This is a genomic window from Marinitenerispora sediminis (genome assembly GCF_003336425.1).
Lineage (GTDB): Bacteria > Actinomycetota > Actinomycetes > Streptosporangiales > Streptosporangiaceae > Marinitenerispora > Marinitenerispora sediminis.
The window spans coordinates 1-16,378 of sequence record NZ_QEIO01000122.1 but is presented as its reverse complement, the minus strand read 5'-3'; the positions used below and the strand labels follow the sequence as shown (position 1 = coordinate 16,378).

Annotated in this window: 17 protein-coding genes; 6 read left to right on the top strand and 11 right to left on the bottom strand. The window is 72.9% G+C overall.

All coding sequences use genetic code 11. From position 1 onward, the window contains the following. Positions 1-1,301: DUF418 domain-containing protein (locus DEF28_RS20340; protein WP_394340378.1), on the top strand; the 1,301-nt coding region annotated here is incomplete at its 5' end. 68 nt (positions 1,302-1,369) lie between these two features. Here DEF28_RS20340 and ehuA read toward each other — a convergent pair. The 8 genes from ehuA to ectA all read right to left on the bottom strand — a co-directional run bounded on the left by ehuA (position 1,370) and on the right by ectA (position 8,493). Beyond that, the gene (ehuA, locus tag DEF28_RS20335; protein WP_114399366.1) at positions 1,370-2,245 is read right to left on the bottom strand and encodes an ectoine/hydroxyectoine ABC transporter ATP-binding protein EhuA; all 876 of its coding nucleotides are present in this window, start codon (positions 2,243-2,245) and stop codon (positions 1,370-1,372) included. Further along, positions 2,232-2,885, bottom strand: coding sequence for an ectoine/hydroxyectoine ABC transporter permease subunit EhuD (gene ehuD, locus DEF28_RS20330; RefSeq protein ID WP_114399367.1), 654 nt, complete (start codon positions 2,883-2,885; stop codon positions 2,232-2,234). Before ehuD ends, ehuA begins: the two co-directional genes overlap by 14 nt. Further along, positions 2,882-3,598 carry an ectoine/hydroxyectoine ABC transporter permease subunit EhuC gene (gene ehuC / locus DEF28_RS20325; protein ID WP_114399368.1) on the bottom strand — a complete coding sequence of 239 codons (717 nt, stop codon included), beginning with the start codon at positions 3,596-3,598 and terminating at the stop codon, positions 2,882-2,884. The genes ehuD and ehuC overlap by 4 nt, the downstream gene beginning before the upstream one ends. 22 nt (positions 3,599-3,620) lie before the next feature. Then, positions 3,621-4,532, bottom strand: coding sequence for an ectoine/hydroxyectoine ABC transporter substrate-binding protein EhuB (ehuB, locus tag DEF28_RS20320; RefSeq protein WP_114399369.1), 912 nt, complete (start codon positions 4,530-4,532; stop codon positions 3,621-3,623). Positions 4,533-4,912: 380 nt separating this feature from the next. Continuing rightward, a complete protein-coding gene (gene thpD, locus DEF28_RS20315) occupies positions 4,913-5,821 on the bottom strand; it encodes an ectoine hydroxylase (protein WP_114399370.1) in 909 nt (302 codons plus the stop codon). A gap of 98 nt (positions 5,822-5,919) precedes the next feature. After that, positions 5,920-6,324 carry an ectoine synthase gene (locus DEF28_RS20310; protein WP_114399371.1) on the bottom strand — a complete coding sequence of 135 codons (405 nt, stop codon included), beginning with the start codon at positions 6,322-6,324 and terminating at the stop codon, positions 5,920-5,922. A gap of 128 nt (positions 6,325-6,452) precedes the next feature. Next, positions 6,453-7,718 carry a diaminobutyrate--2-oxoglutarate transaminase gene (ectB, locus tag DEF28_RS20305; RefSeq protein WP_114399372.1) on the bottom strand — a complete coding sequence of 422 codons (1,266 nt, stop codon included), beginning with the start codon at positions 7,716-7,718 and terminating at the stop codon, positions 6,453-6,455. A 199-nt stretch (positions 7,719-7,917) separates the two neighbouring features. Further along, entirely contained in the window at positions 7,918-8,493 is a 576-nt protein-coding gene (gene ectA / locus DEF28_RS20300) for a diaminobutyrate acetyltransferase (protein ID WP_374058223.1), read from the bottom strand. 792 nt (positions 8,494-9,285) lie between these two features. Between ectA and DEF28_RS20295 the strand changes: the two genes are divergently transcribed. The 3 genes from DEF28_RS20295 to DEF28_RS20285 all read left to right on the top strand — a co-directional run bounded on the left by DEF28_RS20295 (position 9,286) and on the right by DEF28_RS20285 (position 10,893). Then, positions 9,286-9,549 carry a WhiB family transcriptional regulator gene (locus DEF28_RS20295; protein ID WP_114399373.1) on the top strand — a complete coding sequence of 88 codons (264 nt, stop codon included), beginning with the start codon at positions 9,286-9,288 and terminating at the stop codon, positions 9,547-9,549. Positions 9,550-9,626: 77 nt separating this feature from the next. Beyond that, the gene (locus DEF28_RS20290; RefSeq protein WP_181874379.1) at positions 9,627-10,232 is read left to right on the top strand and encodes a hypothetical protein; all 606 of its coding nucleotides are present in this window, start codon (positions 9,627-9,629) and stop codon (positions 10,230-10,232) included. A gap of 10 nt (positions 10,233-10,242) precedes the next feature. After that, positions 10,243-10,893: a copper resistance CopC family protein gene (locus DEF28_RS20285; RefSeq protein ID WP_233515430.1), complete on the top strand. Its 651-nt coding sequence runs from the start codon at positions 10,243-10,245 to the stop codon at positions 10,891-10,893. A gap of 94 nt (positions 10,894-10,987) precedes the next feature. Here the strand turns inward: DEF28_RS20285 and DEF28_RS20280 are convergent, their stop codons facing one another. Both DEF28_RS20280 and DEF28_RS20275 read right to left on the bottom strand, forming a co-directional pair. After that, the gene (locus DEF28_RS20280; protein WP_114399374.1) at positions 10,988-11,749 is read right to left on the bottom strand and encodes a PP2C family protein-serine/threonine phosphatase; all 762 of its coding nucleotides are present in this window, start codon (positions 11,747-11,749) and stop codon (positions 10,988-10,990) included. A 215-nt stretch (positions 11,750-11,964) separates the two neighbouring features. Next, positions 11,965-12,900 (bottom strand): SDR family oxidoreductase, encoded by a 936-nt coding sequence (locus DEF28_RS20275; protein ID WP_114399375.1) that lies wholly within the window; start codon positions 12,898-12,900, stop codon positions 11,965-11,967. Positions 12,901-13,435: 535 nt separating this feature from the next. Between DEF28_RS20275 and DEF28_RS20270 the strand changes: the two genes are divergently transcribed. Together DEF28_RS20270 and DEF28_RS20265 are read left to right on the top strand one after the other, a co-directional pair. Beyond that, positions 13,436-14,683 carry a glycosyltransferase gene (locus tag DEF28_RS20270; protein WP_114399376.1) on the top strand — a complete coding sequence of 416 codons (1,248 nt, stop codon included), beginning with the start codon at positions 13,436-13,438 and terminating at the stop codon, positions 14,681-14,683. A 159-nt stretch (positions 14,684-14,842) separates the two neighbouring features. Continuing rightward, positions 14,843-15,802, top strand: a complete 960-nt coding sequence (locus DEF28_RS20265; protein ID WP_114399377.1) for a sensor histidine kinase — start codon at positions 14,843-14,845, stop codon at positions 15,800-15,802. A gap of 37 nt (positions 15,803-15,839) precedes the next feature. Here DEF28_RS20265 and DEF28_RS20260 read toward each other — a convergent pair whose 3' ends face one another. Next, positions 15,840-16,190: an STAS domain-containing protein gene (locus DEF28_RS20260; RefSeq protein WP_114399378.1), complete on the bottom strand. Its 351-nt coding sequence runs from the start codon at positions 16,188-16,190 to the stop codon at positions 15,840-15,842. Positions 16,191-16,378 lie beyond the last annotated feature (188 nt).

Sequence of the window (16,378 nt, the reverse complement as noted above, 5' to 3'; positions counted from 1 at the left end):
CCTCCCGCACCCCCGACAGAACCGAGAGAGGACGCATGCACAAGGACGGCGAAGCCGTGGCCGCGCCACCCGCCGGTACCGCGATCCGGGGGCCTGCGGGCCCCGGCGAGCGCGCGCTCGCCCCCGACCTGGCGCGCGGCTGCATGCTGCTGCTGATCGCGCTGGCCAACAGCGCCTACTACCTGTGGGCCTCCGAACGCGGCCCCGAGAGCATCCACCCGGTGGACGGCACCCTGCTGGACAGGGTCGCCCAGGTCGTGATCATCACCGCCGTGGACGAGCGCGTCTACCCGATGTTCGCGTTCCTGTTCGGCTACGGGGTCGTGCAGCTGCTGAACCGCCAGCTCGCGTCCGGCGTCCCGGAGCGGTCCGCCCGGGCGCTGCTGCGCAGGCGCCACCTGTGGATGGTCGCGTTCGGCTTCGTGCACGCCGCCCTGCTGTGGATGGGCGACATCATCGGCACCTACGGGCTGGTCGGCCTGCTGATGTGCGCGCTGTTCCTGCGCCGCCGCGACCGCACCCTGCTGGTGTGGGCCGCCGTGGGGGCCGGGCTCATGACGCTGTCGGCCGCGGCGATGGCGGCCGCCGGTCTGCTGGACCCCGCCGGCGCGGAGGTCGACATCCTCGCGCCGCTGGTCGCGAACATCGCCGCCACGGACTACCTCGCCTCCGTGGGCCCGCGGATCCTCGTGTGGACGATCATCGTGGCGGTGCAGGGCTTCCTCGGGCTCGCCGTCCTGGTGGCGGTGCTGCTCGCCTTCTGGGCCGCGCGGCACCGGGTCCTGGAGGAGCCGGGCCGGCACCTGCGGCTGCTGCGGACCGTGGCGGTCGGCGGCATCTCGATCGGCTGGGCCAGCGCCCTGCCGTACGCGCTGCACCACGTGGGCGTGCTCTCGGTGCCGGCCGGCGTCGGCCCGGCCCTCTCCGCCCCGCTCGGGGTCACGGGGCTGTTCGCCGGCTTGGGCTATGTGGCGCTGTTCGGGCTGGTGGCGCACCGCCTCAGCGAGCGCGCCGCGCGCGGCCGGGTGGCCACCGTGGTCACGGCGGTGGGCAAGCGCTCCATGTCGGCCTACCTCGCCCAGTCGGTGCTGTGCGCCCCGCTGCTGGCCGCGTGGGGGCTGGGGCTGGGCGGCCAGTTCGGCAGCTGGCAGATGGCGGCCTTCGCGACGGGCGTGTGGCTGGTCACGGTCCTCGGCGCCTACGCGCTGGAACGCGCCGGCCGGCGCGGCCCAGCCGAGACCGCGCTGCGCCGGCTCGCCTACCGCCGCCCGGCGGAGCGGGCGCGCGCCGAAGCGGCCTGACCCGCACGGCGCGGTGGCCCGCCCCCGGAGGACGGGGGCGGGCCACCTGTCGGCGCGGCGGCGGCCGGTCAGCCGCTCTCCAGGACCGCGTGCAGGAAGGAGCGGGTGCGCTCCTCACGCGGTTCGCCGAAGATCTGCTCCGGCGGCCCCTCCTCGACGATCTGGCCCTCGTCGAACATCAGGACGCGGTGCGACACGTCGCGGGCGAAGCCCATCTCGTGGGTCACCGCCAGCATGGTGATGTCCGTGGTACGGGCGATCTCCCGCAGGACGTCGAGCACTCCGGCGACGAGTTCGGGGTCGAGGGCCGAGGTGACCTCGTCGAGCAGCAGGATCTCCGGCCGCATCGCCAGTGCCCGCGCGATCGCGACCCGCTGCTGCTGCCCGCCCGAGAGCCGGGTCGGGTGCTCGTCGATCTTGTCGCCGAGCCCGACCATCTCCAGCAGCTCCTCGGCGCGCTGGTCGGCCTCCTCGCGGGAGACGCCGAGCGAGTGGACCGGCGCCTCGGTGATGTTGCGCCGCACGCTCATGTTCGGGAACAGGTTGAACTGCTGGAACACCATCCCGATCTTGCGGCGCACCTGCCGCTGGTGCCGCTCGTTAGCCGGCACCAGCCGCTCGCCCTTGCGCATGTGGCTGAGCGGGTCGCCGTTGACCCAGATCACGCCGCCGTTCACCGTCTCCAGCGTCATCAGCAGCCGCAGGATCGTGGTCTTACCGGACCCGCTCGGTCCGATCAGCGTGACCCGCTCGCCGGCCTCGACGTTGAAGTCGAGCTCCCGCAGCACCACGTTGTCGCCGAAGCGCTTGACCACCCGTTCGAACCGGATCAGCGGCCCGTCCCCATCGTGCGCGCCGGCGGCCGGCGCGGGCTCCGGCGCGGCGGCCGGCGCACCGGCCGCCTCGGTCTCCGCCCGGGGGGCGGTGTCGTCAGACTGCGGCATAGCGTCGCTCCAGAAGTCGGATCGCGATCGCGGACGGCACGCTCACCACGACGAAGAGCAGCCCGACCACGGTCATCGTTTCGAGATACTTGAAGTACTGGCCGCCGAGCTGGTTGGCCTCGAAGAGCAGCTCGGGCACGGTGATCGCGAACAACAATGGGGTGTCCTTGAACATCGCGATCAGGTAGTTGCCCAGGGCGGGGATCACCCGGCGGATCGCCTGCGGCAGGATCACCGCCAGCCACACCCGGTGCGCCGGCAGGCTGAGCGCCCGGGTGGCCTCCCACTGGCCGCGCGGCACACCCTCCATGCCGGACCGGTACACCTCGGCGGTGTAGGCCGCGTAGTGCAGGCCCAGGCCGATGACGCCGGCGGTGAGCGGGGACAGCTCGATCCCCACGCCGGGCAGTACGTAGAAGACGAAGAAGAGCTGCACCAGCAGCGGTGTGCACCGGATGAACTCCATCACCCAGTGGACGGTCCCGGCCACCAGCGGCGGCGCGCCGCGCCGCACGATGGCGACCAGCAGGCCGACCACCAGTGCGACGGCGTAGCCGAGGACGGTGGCCTGGACGGTGTAGCGCAGTCCGGTGAGCAGGTCGGGCATGGCCTCGCCGACGAAGCCCCAGTCGAAGGTCATGCCGCCCCTCCCTTCGCCGCGGCACCGGCCGGTTTCGCCCGCCGGCGGGGCCGGGCGGGGATCCGGCCGAGGCGGCGGTTCGCGCTGCGCTCCGCCAGCCGCATGAGCGCCACGAAGACCTGGGCGATCACGAAGTAGGTCACCAGCGCGGCGGCGAACGCGAGCACCGTCTCACCGGTGAAGGTGCGCAGCTGCTGCGCCACGAAGGTGATGTCGGAGACGGCGATCAGCGAGACCACGGCGCTGCCCTTCATCAGCTCGATGACCAGGTTGCCGAACGTGGGCAGCATCTGCGCCCACGCCTGCGGCAGCACCACCAGCCGCATGCGCTGCGTCCAGCTGAGGTTGAGCGCCACCGTGGCCTCGTACTGGCTGCGCGGCACCGCCTTGATGGCGCCCCGCACGTTCTCGGCCCCGTAGGCGCCGATGTTGAGGCCGAGCGCCAGGATGGCGGCGAACACCGGCTCCAGGCGGTAGCCGGTGAGCAGCGGCATGGCGTAGAACAGCCAGAACATCAGCACCAGCGCCGCGACCCCGCGGAACACCTCGACGTAGACGCTGGCGAGGGCCCGCAGCGCGGCGCTGCGTGTCGAGCCGAGGATCCCGACGGCCATCGCGATGGCGAACGCCAGGGCGCAGCCGCCCACGGTGATGAGCAGTGTGTAGCGCGCGCCGTTGAGGTACAGCGGCAGCGCGTCGACGAAGAAGTTCACGACGGTCCCCCCTGTCCGGCTCTCATGCCGCCTCGCAGAGCTGCCGGGCCGTCAGGTCTCCGGGGAGTTCCTGCTCGGTGAAGCCGAACGGCTCGATGATCTCCAGCAGCCGGCCGCTGTCCTTGAACTCCGCGAGCTGCGCGTCGAAGGCATCGACGAGGTCGCGGTCGGCCGGGCGCAGCGCGAAGCCGCCACCGCCGAGGATCTCCTCGCCGGTCTCGGGGTCGGCCGGGAAGAAGGCGTCGGTGACCTCGAACGGCCCGCCCCGCTGGTCGAGCATCCAGCGCAGCGAGATGCTGGTGAGGGCCACCGCGTCGATGCGCCCGGTCTGCAGCAGCTCATAGGCGCTCGGGGTGTCGGGGGCCGTCTGGATCTGCTCGGCCGGCACCCCCTGGGCCAGCGCCATCTCCTGTTCCACGGTGGCGTTCAGGACGCACAGGACCAGGTCCGGGTTCTCCGTGAAGGCCGTGAAGCGCTCGATGCGCTCGGGGTTGCCCTCCGGCACCAGGAAAGCGGTCCGGCTGAGGAAGTCGGGGTCGGTGAAGGCGACCTGCGCGCACCGGTCCGGTGTGATGGACATGCCGGCGGCGACCATGTCGAACTGGCCGCCCAGCAGGCCGGGGATCAGCCCGCCGAACTGCACCTGCGTGCCGCGGACCTCGGGCACGCCCAGCTCGCGGAAGACGGCCCTGGCCAGCTCCGGCGCCTCTCCGGTGAGCTGCCCGGTGGCGAGGTCGGTGAAGCCGTAGGGAGCCTCGTTGGCGAATCCGACGTTGATGTAGCCCTGTTCCCGGATCCGGTCGAAGGTGTTTCCGGTACCGACTCGCGAACAGGAACTCAACAGCGTCGGCCCGAGCAGCGCGGCCACGCCGGCGCCGCCCGCCCGGGCGAGGAAGCGGCGCCGCCCCAGACTGCTCTGTGTGTATCTCGTCATGTAGCTCCTCGGGGGAACCAGCACGGCGCTCCCCTCCGGCTCGGAGGCTAGGAGGGGAGCGCCGCGTGTGTTGTGCGGAACGCGCCGGCCCCGAGGAGGTCCGCCCAGGTCAGGGGGCGCCTCCGGACACCTCCACGGGCGGCGGGGCCGCGCGCGGCCCCGCGATCTTGGCGCTTGTGCACCCATCCGTGCCCACGTTCGGCCGACCTTAACTACCTCTGACCTGGTATTTACCGAAAACGGAGATGGGCGCCGGGCGCGGGACCACCGTCCGCGCAGGTGGGAGGGCGTGTCGGGGGTGCGGCTCCGAGTGCGGACGGCACAGAAGTCGGGGCGCCGCGGTCCCTCCGCGGCGCCCCGTCCGGCGGTCCGGCCGGCGATCAGACGACCGGCGTGAAGTCGCGGGAGCCGAGGAAGGGCGGCCGCGGCGCGGGCGCGGCGAACGGCTCGCCACAGGTGTTCTCGACGCTGTTGAAGACGACGAAGACGTTGGAGCGCGGGAACGGCGTGATGTTGCCGTTCGAACCGTGCATGCAGTTGGAGTCGAACATGATCGCGCCGCCGGCCGGGCCGGTGAGCACGTCGATGCCGTGCTTGTCGGCCAGGATCGACAGGCTGCTCTGGTCGGGCGTGCCGACCTCCTGGTTCTTCAGCGACGCCCGGTAGTGGTCCTCCGGGGTCTCGCCGACGCAGGACACGAACGTCCGGTGCGATCCGGGCATGATCATCAGCGCCCCGTTGTACGGGTAGTTGTCGGTGAGCTGGATCGAGATGCTCACCGCGCGCATCCGCGGCATGCCGTCCTCGGCGTGCCAGGTCTCGAAGTCGGAGTGCCAGTAGAAGTCGGTGCCGGTGAATCCGGGCTTGTAGTTCACCCGGCTCTGGTGCACGTAGACGTCGGAGCCCAGGATCTGGCGGGCCCGGCCGACCACCCGCGGGTCGCGGACCAGGTCGGCGAAGACCTCGCTGATCCGGTGCACCTCGAAGATCGAGCGCACCTCGTCGGACTTGCGCTCCACCACCACGCGCTCGTCGCGCTTGAGGTCCTGGTCCTCGCTGAGCCGCCGCAGCTCGGCGCGGCAGCTCTCCAGCTCCTCCGGCGTCAGCAGCTCCTCGACCTGGAGGTAGCCCTTCTCGTCGAACGACGCCAGCGTGTCCGGGTCGATCGGTCCGTCGGCGCCACCCCAGACGACCGGCTCCCTGCGGTACAGCAGAGCGGGCTCGGTGCTCTTCCTGGTCGGGTACTCGTCCGTGGTCGGCTGTTCGAAGTCGGTCGTCAACGCGGTCATGGCCCTACCTCCCTGTCAGGTCGTCGGTGCGCTGGTGGCGGAGGACTGGTGCGCTGGTGGCGGGGGACCCCCGCCGCCGGCGCCTTCGTCCCCGGTGCTCAGTCGGCCGCCACGGGCTCCTCCCGCAGCAGCGGGTACACGCCGTTCTCGTCGTGCACCTCGCGGCCCGTGACGGGCGGGTTGAAGACGCACAGCACCCGGAAGTCGCTCTTCGGCCGGACGGTGTGGTGCTCGTTGCCGTCCAGGAGGTACAGGGTGCCCGGCGTGATGAGGTGCGTCTCGCCGGTCTCCTCGTTGGTCAGCTCGGCCTCGCCCTCGATGCAGTGCACGAGCTCGACGTGGTTGGCGTACCACATGCGGGTCTCGGTGCCCGCGTAGAGCACCGTCTCGTGGAACGAGAAGCCGACCCCCTCCTTGGCGAGAATGACGCGGCGGCTCCGCCAGGTCTCGGTCCTGACGTCGCGGTCGGTGCCGTCGACCTCGTCCAGACTGCGAACGATCACGTGCGTGCGCTCCTCTGTTCGGCTGTTCGTGCTGGTGGATGCTGCTCCGCGGTCCGGCTGCGCCGGAGCGCTGGTCGGCGGGCAGGCCGGGCCGGGGCCGCCGGCCCGGCTCGGCCGCCGGGTTCGGATCAGACCGGCTGCGGCGTGCGCACCGCGGCGCGGGCCGACTCGGCGAGGATGTCGAGGCCCCGGCGCAGGTCCTCCTCGGACGTGGTCAGCGGCGGCAGCAGCTTCACCACCTCGTCCTCGGGTCCGGAGGTCTCCATGAGCAGGCCGCGCCGGAACGCCTCGGCGCACACGGCCTTGGCGACGCCCTGCTCGGTGAAGCCGATGCCGCGCGCCAGTCCGCGCCCCCGCACGTGCGCACCGGTGCCGGGCAGGTCGGCCGCGAGGGCGGTGAGCGCGTCCTCGACGAGCTCGCCCTTGGTCCGGGTCTCCTTCTCCAGCCGGTCGTCGCGCCAGAACAGGTTCAGCGCGGCGGTACCGGTGACGAAGGACGGGTTGGGGCCGCGGAAGGTGCCGTTGTGCTCGCCCGGCTCCCACACGTCGAGGTGCCGCTTGAACAGGGTGAGCGCGAGCGGGAGCCCGTAGCCGCTGATCGACTTGGAGAGCGTCACGATGTCGGGCTCGATCCCGGCGTGCTCGAAGCTGAAGAACGGCCCGGTCCGCCCGCACCCCATCTGGATGTCGTCGACGATGAGCAGGATGTCGTGCTCCCGGCACAGGTCGGACAGGCCGCGCAGCCAGGCCGCGCTGGCCACGTTGATGCCGCCCTCGCCCTGCACGGTCTCGACGATCACCGCCGCCGGCCGGTCCAGGCCGCTGCCGCTGTCCTCCAGCAGGCTGCGCAGCCACAGGAAGTCGGGCGTCTGGCCGTCCAGGTAGTTGTCGAACGGCATGGTGGCGGCGTGGTTGAGCGGAACGCCGGCGCCGTGCCGCTTCATGGAGTTGCCGGTCACCGCGAGCGCGCCCAGGGTCATGCCGTGGAAGCCGTTGGTGAAGCTGACGACCGTCTCGCGGCCGGTGATCTTGCGGGCGAGCTTCAGCGCGGCCTCAACCGCGTTGTTGCCGGCCGGACCGGGGAACTGCACCTTGTAGTCGAGTCCGCGCGGCCGCAGCACGACCTCGCCGAAGGTCTCCAGGAAGTCGCGTTTGGCCACCGTGTGGGCGTCCAGGCTGTGCACGATGGAGTCCCCGGCCAGGTAGTCGAGGAGGGCGGCTTTCAGCTCCGGATGGTTGTGCCCGTAGTTCAGTGAGCCCGCTCCCGCGAAGAAGTCGAGGTAGGGCCGGCCCGTCTCGTCGTAGACGTGGCTGCCGCGCGCCTCGCCGAAGACGACCGGCCAGCCTCGGCAGTAGCTGCGGACTTCCGATTCGAGGCGGTCGAAGATGTCCATCGTGGTTTCCTCGGATCCTTTCCCCATGTGCGTGGGTGGTTGGCAGCCTCCGTGGCGTGAACGGAAAGCTGGGCCTCCGCGGCCTGAACGGAAAGCTGGGCCTCCGCGGCCTGAACGGAAGCCGTGACGACGGGAACGGTCGGGATTCGCCGGGCGGGCGGCGTGCGCCGCCCGACCTGCTGGCGGGAGCTCCGGCCGGTCATGGGACCAGCGGTCCGATCCGGACGAGCTCCTCGGGCGGGTGCTCCTCGGGTCCGTCCTGGGGGAAGTGGCAGGTGTCGAACAGCGGAGTCCACTCCGCGGAGGCGCCGCGGTCCCGGGCGAACGACGCGAAGAGCGCGCGGGACGCGGTGTTGTCGGGGGTGACGGTCGCCTCCAGGTGCCGGAGGCCCCGCTCGGCGACGCGGTCGCCGATGTGGTCGAGCATCTGCCGGGCGAGGCCGCGGCCGCGCGCGGCCGCGTGCACGCCGACCTGCCAGAGGAAGTAGGTGTCGGGGCTGTCCGGCCGCACGTAGCCGGTCACGAAGCCGCGGACCCGGCCGCCGGGGTCGCGGGCGACGACCGACGTGCCGGCGAAGTCGCGGCACCACAGCGTGTAGGCGTAGGGGGAGTTGACGTCGAGTCCGCAGTCCCGGGCGAGCGCCCAGAGGTGCCGGCCGTCGCCGACGGAGGGCGGCGTCAGTCGTACGCCGACGGAGCCCGCGGCGGTTACGGAGCGCTGATCACGCTCCGCGGAGTCGCCTCGGTCTGCGGCACGAATCTGTTTCAGTGGCACGTCGCAGGAAGATAGCGAACGTTCCTGAACAGCGATTTCTCGAAATTCGCCGAGTATGTTTCGCTGATATTTCGCCGGGTAGGGCTCGTTCACTTAACAGCGGCGGTCACGTTCCGTCGCCGAAGGCGGGCCCGCGAGGGCGGCGGGGCGGGGCTCGGCACCCGCCGTGCCCACCAGGAGATTCGATGGCCCGGCGCGATCCCCCGGCGCGAGGGGCCCGGGGAAGCCGGTCAGGGCGTCCGAACAGCGTCACCGCCAAACATAGGGCCTGGCACACCGAACTTTAAGCGTGATGGATGTCACACAAATTCGGACGATCCACCCTTCTGATCACGAAATCCGGCACCGAACCGTTCCGTAATGGACAACCCGGTGCGCGACCGCTCGGACGCGCGAGAACCCGGCGGGACCAGCGGTGGCCGCGCCGCGCCCCGGGCACCGCACCCGGACGCTCCGCCGCGGAGGCTCCGCCGTTCCGCATCGCGGGAACACGATTACCGAACGACGTGTCGGTCAGTACTTGAAACACGGACGGTTTTTTAGCAGACTGCGCGTAGTACGACTGCGTGTAGTACTACAATCGGTCGAGTCGCGAAGCGGCGTCCCGTGCGCATCCACGGACGACCCTTCCGCGAGCACTCGCAGGCAACGCGACCGGAACGACACGGCCGCCGAACGGCGAGAACGTGACGTCCACCCCGCACCATCGGCACGCTCGGCGCGGACACGGACGCCCCCACGGCGCCGAGCCATGGGAACCAAGGGACACGAGCCAGGGATCGGAGGCGCCTGGTGAACCGCCTTTACCACGAGAGCGAAGACTGGGTCGCGCAGGGGGCCTGCCGCAGATACGACCCCGAGATCTTCTTCCCGGTCAGCACCACCGGCCCAGGACGCCATGACGCGGACCTGGCCAAGGCCATCTGCCGTACCTGCCCGGTGCGCCAGGAGTGCCTGCGCTGGGCCCTGCGGGCGGGAGAGGCGCACGGCGTGTGGGGGGCGACCACGCCGGAGGAGCGGCGTTACCTGCGCCGGGAACTCGTTCCGGCCAGCTGACCGCGCGCTGACGTTCCTTTGCCGTCCGCCGCCCCGGCTTGGGGGACGCTTTACCCTGGTCGACTAGATTCGTAACCGTGCACCTACCGAGCCGGGGACCGTTGTGGCTGGTCCGCACCGCCCTCCTGGCGATGGCCTGCACCGGTCTCGCCTGGGCCGGCCACGCCGTGTGGGCCGGCGGTGACACCACCGCGCTCTCCTTCCCGCTCGCCACCGGGTTCACCGCGCTCGCGGTCGCGCCGTTCACCCGCTCGCAGCGGGGGTTCGGCGAGATCTTCGGGGTGCTGGCCGCCGCGCAGGCGGTCACCCACATCCTCTTCGTCTCCACCGGCCCCGCCGCGGCGCATCCCGCCGCGGTCATCGCGCACGTCGGTCCCTGCGTACTCGGCTACTCGCCCGGCATGCTGGCCGGCCACCTCTGGGCCGCACTGCTCGCGGCCGCGCTGCTCAGTCGCGGTGAGACCGCCCTGTGGTCGCTGTCGGCCCTCCTCGGGTACGCGCTGCCGCGCCTGCTGGAGCCGCCGGGGCCGCTCGCCGTCCCGCCTCTGGTCCCGGCCCGCCGACCGGCCCTCCGGCCGGCCTCCGGCCCGCCGCTCCGCCTCCGGACACGGGGACCTCCGTTCGGTGCACCGCTCCCGTCGCCACGCGCGGGAGCCACGACCGAACACACCTTCGTCCACTGAGAGGTCCCCCTTGAACATCCACGAGCACCACGGCCGCCGCTGGGCCGGCCTGTTCGCCGCCCTACTCATCGCCCTGCTGGTCGGCCTGGGCACGGCGCCCGCGGCGCAGGCCCACAACGTGCTGGTCAGCTCCTCGCCCGAGGACGGCTCCACGCCCGCGCAGGCGCCCGACCAGATCGAGCTGACGTTCAACGCCACGGTGGGCAGCGGCGGCAACGGGATCACCGTGACCGGCCCGGACGGCCAGAAGTACGAGGAAGGCGAGGTCCACGTCGACGGGGAGAAGGCGTCGATCGCGCTGAGGACCCCGCAGCAGGCCGGCGAGTTCCTGGTCAACTACCGGATCATCTCCGCCGACGGCCACCCGATCGAGGGGGAGATCGCCTACACGCTCACCCCGGACGCGGTGCCGGCCGCGGACCCGACCCCGGACGCGCCGTCGTCGAGTCCCGACCAGGGCGGCGCCGTCGGCGGCTCCGACGCCGGGGAGCCGGCCGCGCAGCCGACCAACCCGCTGGCCGCCACCGGGCCCGTGGCGGCCGTCGTCGCGGGCATCGCGGTCGTGGCGCTCGTGGTGGTCCTGCTGATCCGGATCCGCCGTCCCGGCGGCCCCGGCCGGGGGCCGGGCGGCCAGGACGGGGAGGGCCGCGGAGAGCGCTGACCGCGCCGGTCCCCGCACAAACGCCGGCCCCGGGAGCAGTGGCGTGCTCCCGGGGCCGCGGCATGGGTGGGCGGAGGGCGGCGGCTCGCTCCTCTCAGGTCCGGCGGACCAGCAGCACGCTGATGTTGTCGCGGCCGGAGGCGTCCATGGCCGCCCGCCAGAGCTCCCGCACGGCGGTCTCGTCGCTGTCCGCGCCGGCGATGATGCGCTCCATCTCCTCCAGGGTCACGAGGTCCGACAGGCCGTCGCTGCACATCAGCCAGGCGCCCGGGCCCGGCTCCGGGTCGCGGCCGACGTGCGGCACCATGGCGCTGGCACCGCTGCCGCCGAGCGACTGCGTGATGAAGTTCGTGGTGACCGGCTTGCCGTCCTCGGAGGGCGGCAGGGCCGGCGAGTCGTCCTCGGACAGCTGGGTCAGCCGCCCGTCCTGGAGCCGGTAGGTGCGCGAGTCGCCGACGTTGAACCAGAAGTTGCCGTCCGTGGTGAGCAGCATCCCGGCGACGGTGGTGCCCATACCGGAGAACTCGGCGTGCTGGCCGGCGTGCTCCTTGATCTCCTCGTCGATGTGCTTGAGCAGGAGGTCGATCGAGTCCGGGCCGGTCAGCTGCGGGCCGCTCTCCGCCATGCGGTGCACGGCGTGCTCGGAGGCGATCTCCCCCGCCGCGTGCCCGCCGAGTCCGTCGGCGACCGCCACGACCACGGGGTCGGTCACGGGCAGCACGCACCGCGCCGGTGCGTTCATGTCCGCTCCGGCCACGGTGAGAGCGCCCAGGACGACCGCGTCCTCGTTGGCCTGGCGAACAGCGCCCCGGTGCGTGAGGGCCGTTACCGTGACTGCCCCACCATCGACACCCATGCGCCCTACCTCCTGTTTCATCGGCAACACGTGCCGAACAGTCCCAAGCGGCGCCCCTCCCGGACGGTGGGCGAGGCGCGTTGATCATGTAACCGTATCGGGGGACGGTCGACCATGGTCAAAACCCGCGTACATCATGACGGAAATCCCCGAGATGCGCAGTTCCCATACTGCCCCGGGGCGCGTCTGCGCGCAGCCACTCCCGATGACCGGAGTCAGCCCGGGGGGACGAGTTCAGACACCGGCAGCACCGCGCCGGTCGGCGCCGCCGCCCCGCCGCGGGCGAGCCGGACGTAGGCCGCCGCCACGTCGTGCGGGTCGTCCCCGTCCTCCGGCACCGCGCAGTTGACCCGGACGTCGCGCTCGGCGAGCGCGTCGGCGAGGGAGCGGGCGAGGTTCATGACCGCGGCCGCACCGGCGGCGTGGCCGATGCCCTCGGCGGAGCCGAGGCGGCCCGAGGGGGCGGCGGTCAGGACCACCGAGGAGCCCGGCTGCATGAAGACGCGTGCCGCCTGGACCAGCCACAACGTGCTGTACAGCGTGGCGCGGATGGTGCGGTCCAGGTCCTCCGTCGTGAGGTCGAGGAGCCCGCCGGCGGCGGGGGCGGGCTGTCCGCAGACCACGAGCAGGTCGATTCCGCCGAACTCCAGGGCCGTGTGCGCGACGGCCCCGCGGCAGCCGCTCTCGTCGGCGGTGTCGCAGTGCAGCGGGAGCGCGCTGGCACCCAGCCGGGCGAGCAGCCGGGCCGTGGAGCGGAGCGGGTCGGCGCCGGCCCCCCGTGGCGTGTCCGGCCGCTCGGTGGCCGGTTCCGGCCGGGCGCCGAGCGGGCTGGACGACCGCGCCGGCACGATCGGGCGCCCTCGGCCCCGGCCGGTGGTGGGACGGGTGCGGGCGGCATCGGAGTCGCGGGAGTCGCGTGCAGAGGGCCACGCTCGGGACGGCGCGGTCCTGGCGGCGCTTTCGGCGAGCGCGACGGCCGCTCCCTCCTTCGCCAGGGCGGTGGCGACCGTGCGGCCCAGCGGGATGCCGCCGCTGAGGCCCCCGACGACCAGCGCCCGCCGGCCGCTCAGCGCCCCCGCGCCACGGTGGCGGGGGATCGGGTCGGAGGCCGCGCCGCCGCTCCGCGTCCACCGAGGTGGCAGCCTGTTCATTCCGTTCCCCTTGTTCTCAGGTCGCCCGCCGAAACGCCGCGGGGCCATGGGCGGGGATCTGCCCGACACGATCATCCGCAAACCCGCGGACATGCGGCGGGAGCGCCGTTTTCGGGTCCGGTCCGGACCGGCGGCGCACCGCGCCGGAACGACCGCGGTGGTCTCCGGTGGCGGACCCGGCGGGCAACCGGAGGATTTCGACCGTTGTTGAGCCGACCAGACTTCTGGCACAATGTCGGCAGTTGGGTGTCTAAGACGCAGACACACCTTCGCCTTCGCGCGCTCGCGCCCGGCCGACGGCCGGAGCAGGAACGAGCGCTATTCGTGTTTTCCCGAACACGTTACTTTCCGAACGGCCCAGAAGGTGTGTGATTCGCATGCGTCAGCCCGCTTGTTCCGTCCCGTACCCCCTCTCGTCGCCCACCGGGCGACCGTCGGCATGCGCGCTCAGCCGCGCCGCGCGGCGGCCGGCCCGGCACCGGGGGTGCGCGTCCTCGTTTCCGGCAGGTCGCAGCCGCACCAGGAGGTATCACACGTGAAGATCGCCTTGGTATCCGAGCACACCCGTCCTCTCTCCGCGCACAGGGGCGAGCCGACCTGCGGCGGGAGCGTCCATGTCTCCTCGCTCGCCCGCCAGCTGGCCAGGCTCGGTCACCGGGTCACGGTCTACGCCCGCCGCGGCGACTCCGCGCTCCCGGACCGCGCGCGCATGGGGCGCGGTGTCACGGTCGCCCACCTGGCCGCGGGACCGCCGCGCACGCTGACCGAGTCCGAGAGCGCGGAGCACACCGGCGCCTTCGCCACCGCGCTCGCCGAGGCACTGGTGGACGACGCCCCCGAGGTCGTGCACGCCTTCGGCTGGACCAGCGGCCTCGCGGCCCTCTCGGCGGTGCGCCGCGAGGCGGCCGAGGCGCCGACGCCGCCGGTGGTGCAGAGCTTCCACTCGCTGAACGTGGCGGAGCAGCGCGCCGGGCTGCCGCGGCGCGACGAGCGGGTCCGGCTGGAGGCCGCGCTGGCCGGCCGGGCGGACGCCGTGGTGGTGACCTCCGCCGAGCAGCGCTTCGAACTGGCCCGCATGGGCGTGCCGCGCACCAGCGTGGGCGTGATCCCGTTCGGGGTGGACACCGAGCACTTCACCGTCGAAGGCGCGACCGCCGCCAGCCCGTGGCGGCGCCGCCGCGACGAACGCGTGCGCATCGTCTCCGTCACCCGGCTGGGCACCGGCGGCGGCGCGGAGGCGCTCGTCGAGACGATGTCGCGGGTGCCCGAGGCGGAACTGGTCATCGCCGGCGGTCCGGCGCGCGACGACCTCGCGATCGACCCCGACGCGCGCCGGCTCGAACTGCTGGCCAAGGAGCACGGAGTGGACGACCGTGTGACACTGGTCGGCGCCGTGGACCGCAAGGAGCTGCCCCGGCTGCTCCGCTCCGCCGACGTCTTCGTGTCGGCGGCCGGCTACGAGCCCTACGGCGGTGCGGTGCTGGAGGCGATGTCCTGCGGGCTGCCGGTCGTCGCGCGCGCCGCGGGCGGGGTGACCGACGCGGTGCTGGACGGCACCACCGGGATCCTGCTCCGCCACGCGCGCCCCGACGCGCTCGGCCGCGCGATCCGCCAGCTCGCCGCCGACCCCACGTCGCGCACCGCCTTCGGCATCGCGGCCGCCGACCGCGCCGCCTCCCGGTTCACCTGGCAGCGGGTGGCCTCGGAGACCGAGCGCGTCTACCGGCGCGCTCTGCCGCAGGAGGGCGACCTGCCCCTCGCCGCGGGCGATGATGCACACTAGGGCGTGTCTGACGACCACTCCGGCGGAGGCGCGCGGACAGCGGACTCCCCCGGTCCCTTCGACGGCGTCCGCCTCGTGAGAGCGGTGCCGGCCGGCAGCGGTGCGGCCGACACCGACGGGCCGTCCCCGCCCGGGAGGACAGAAGCGCGGAGCGATGCCATGACGTCACGCGCGGAGCCGAAGAGCACCGGCGTCCGGACGTTCGGCCACGAGGGGATGCTGTTCGCCTCCCCGGCCGAGCTGGCCGGCGTGGTGGTGCCCCGAATCCGTTCGGCCGAGGCCGCGGGCGAGCACGTCGTCGTGGCCCTCGCTGACGCGCACGCCGGCCTGGTGCGCGCCGGGCTCGGCGCCGCGGCCGCGTCAGTCCGGTTCGTGGACCGCGCGCGGTGGTACGAGGCCCCCGGCCGCACCCTGGCCGCGCTGCACCGGCTCGGCGTGGCGCACGCGGACCGGCACGTCACCGTGGTCGGCGAGCCGGTGCTGCCGCTCGACGAGCCGCTGGCGCTGCGGGAGTGGCACCGGCTGGACTCCGTCCTGGACGCCGCGCTGGCCTGCGCGCCGCTGCGGGTGCTGTGCGTCCACGACGCGCGGACGCTGCCGGCGGGTGTGCGCCGCGAGGTGGCCCGCACGCATCCGGTGCTCCTCGCCGGTCCCACCGGGGCGGTCGCCAGCCGCGACTACCGGGACCCGGTGCTCTACAGCGCCGCCGACGCCGGGCGCCGGCTGCCAGCGCCCACGGGGCGCACGGAGACGCTGGAGATCGTCGCGGACCTGACCGCCCTGCGGGAGCGGGTGCTCGGCGCGGCCGACCGGGCGGGCCTGACCGGGGACCGGCTCGGCGACCTGGTGGTGTCCGTCAACGAGATGGCGGCCAACGTGCTGGAGCACGGCGCCGGCAAGGGGTGGATCTCGCTGTGGCGCATACCCGGGCACCTGGTGTGCGACGTCTTCGACGAGGGCGGCGGGCTCACCGACCCGTTGAGCGGGTACTACCCGACCGACGTCCTGAGCGTGCGGGGGTACGGCCTGTGGATCACCCGCCAGGTGTGCGACTTCATGGAGATCAGCGGCGGCCCGGACGGCTCACTGGTCCGGCTGTACTTCCGCACGGCCGGGTGACGGCGCCGCCGGCGCACCGGCGCACCGCTTCCCGGGGTCAGACGAGGACCAGCTTCATGGCGCGCTGGACGTCGTCCTCGATGGTCATGACCTGGTCGATGCCCGCGATCGTGAACAGCCGGTGCACGGTGCGCTGCGGCGCGGCCACGGCCAGCCCGATCCCCCGATCGCGCGCCTGGCGGTAGCCGGCGACCAGGACGCCGATGCAGCGGGAGTCGCAGAAGTCCACACCGGAGAAGTCGATGACGACACCGCGGCACGGCTCGGCGGCGCCGAGCAGCTCGTCGAGGACCGCGGCCAGACCCGGGGACGTGACGGCGTCGAGCTCGCCGGCGGGCGCCACCACGACGACCTCGCCTTCGGTCCGGACCGCAATGTCGGGTCTCAAGCTCGCGCTCCTCGCTCGCTTCGCAGCCGACACGTCACGCCCGCCGTCGCGGCTGACCGCGCCGCGGTGGACGTGAACTCCACTCCGTCACCATAGCGCCATTCGCAACGCCCTGACAGGCCGCCGATCCGGCTGTCACCGCACCGATACCGCCCGTGCACGGCGCGCCGCCGCCCGTCACGCCCGCC

What these genes read in the sequence shown, in the direction of transcription:
- ehuD (WP_114399367.1), bottom strand. Translation starts at nt 2,885, where the DNA reads ATGACCTTCGACTGGGGCTTCGTCGGCGAGGCCATGCCCGACCTGCTC.
- ectB (WP_114399372.1), bottom strand. Translation starts at nt 7,718, where the DNA reads ATGGACATCTTCGACCGCCTCGAATCGGAAGTCCGCAGCTACTGCCGA.
- DEF28_RS20275 (WP_114399375.1), bottom strand. Translation starts at nt 12,900, where the DNA reads ATGAACAGGCTGCCACCTCGGTGGACGCGGAGCGGCGGCGCGGCCTCC.
- DEF28_RS20280 (WP_114399374.1), bottom strand. Translation starts at nt 11,749, where the DNA reads ATGGGTGTCGATGGTGGGGCAGTCACGGTAACGGCCCTCACGCACCGG.
- ehuA (WP_114399366.1), bottom strand. Translation starts at nt 2,245, where the DNA reads ATGCCGCAGTCTGACGACACCGCCCCCCGGGCGGAGACCGAGGCGGCC.
- ehuB (WP_114399369.1), bottom strand. Translation starts at nt 4,532, where the DNA reads ATGACGAGATACACACAGAGCAGTCTGGGGCGGCGCCGCTTCCTCGCC.
- thpD (WP_114399370.1), bottom strand. Translation starts at nt 5,821, where the DNA reads ATGACCGCGTTGACGACCGACTTCGAACAGCCGACCACGGACGAGTAC.
- DEF28_RS20265 (WP_114399377.1), top strand. Translation starts at nt 14,843, where the DNA reads ATGACGTCACGCGCGGAGCCGAAGAGCACCGGCGTCCGGACGTTCGGC.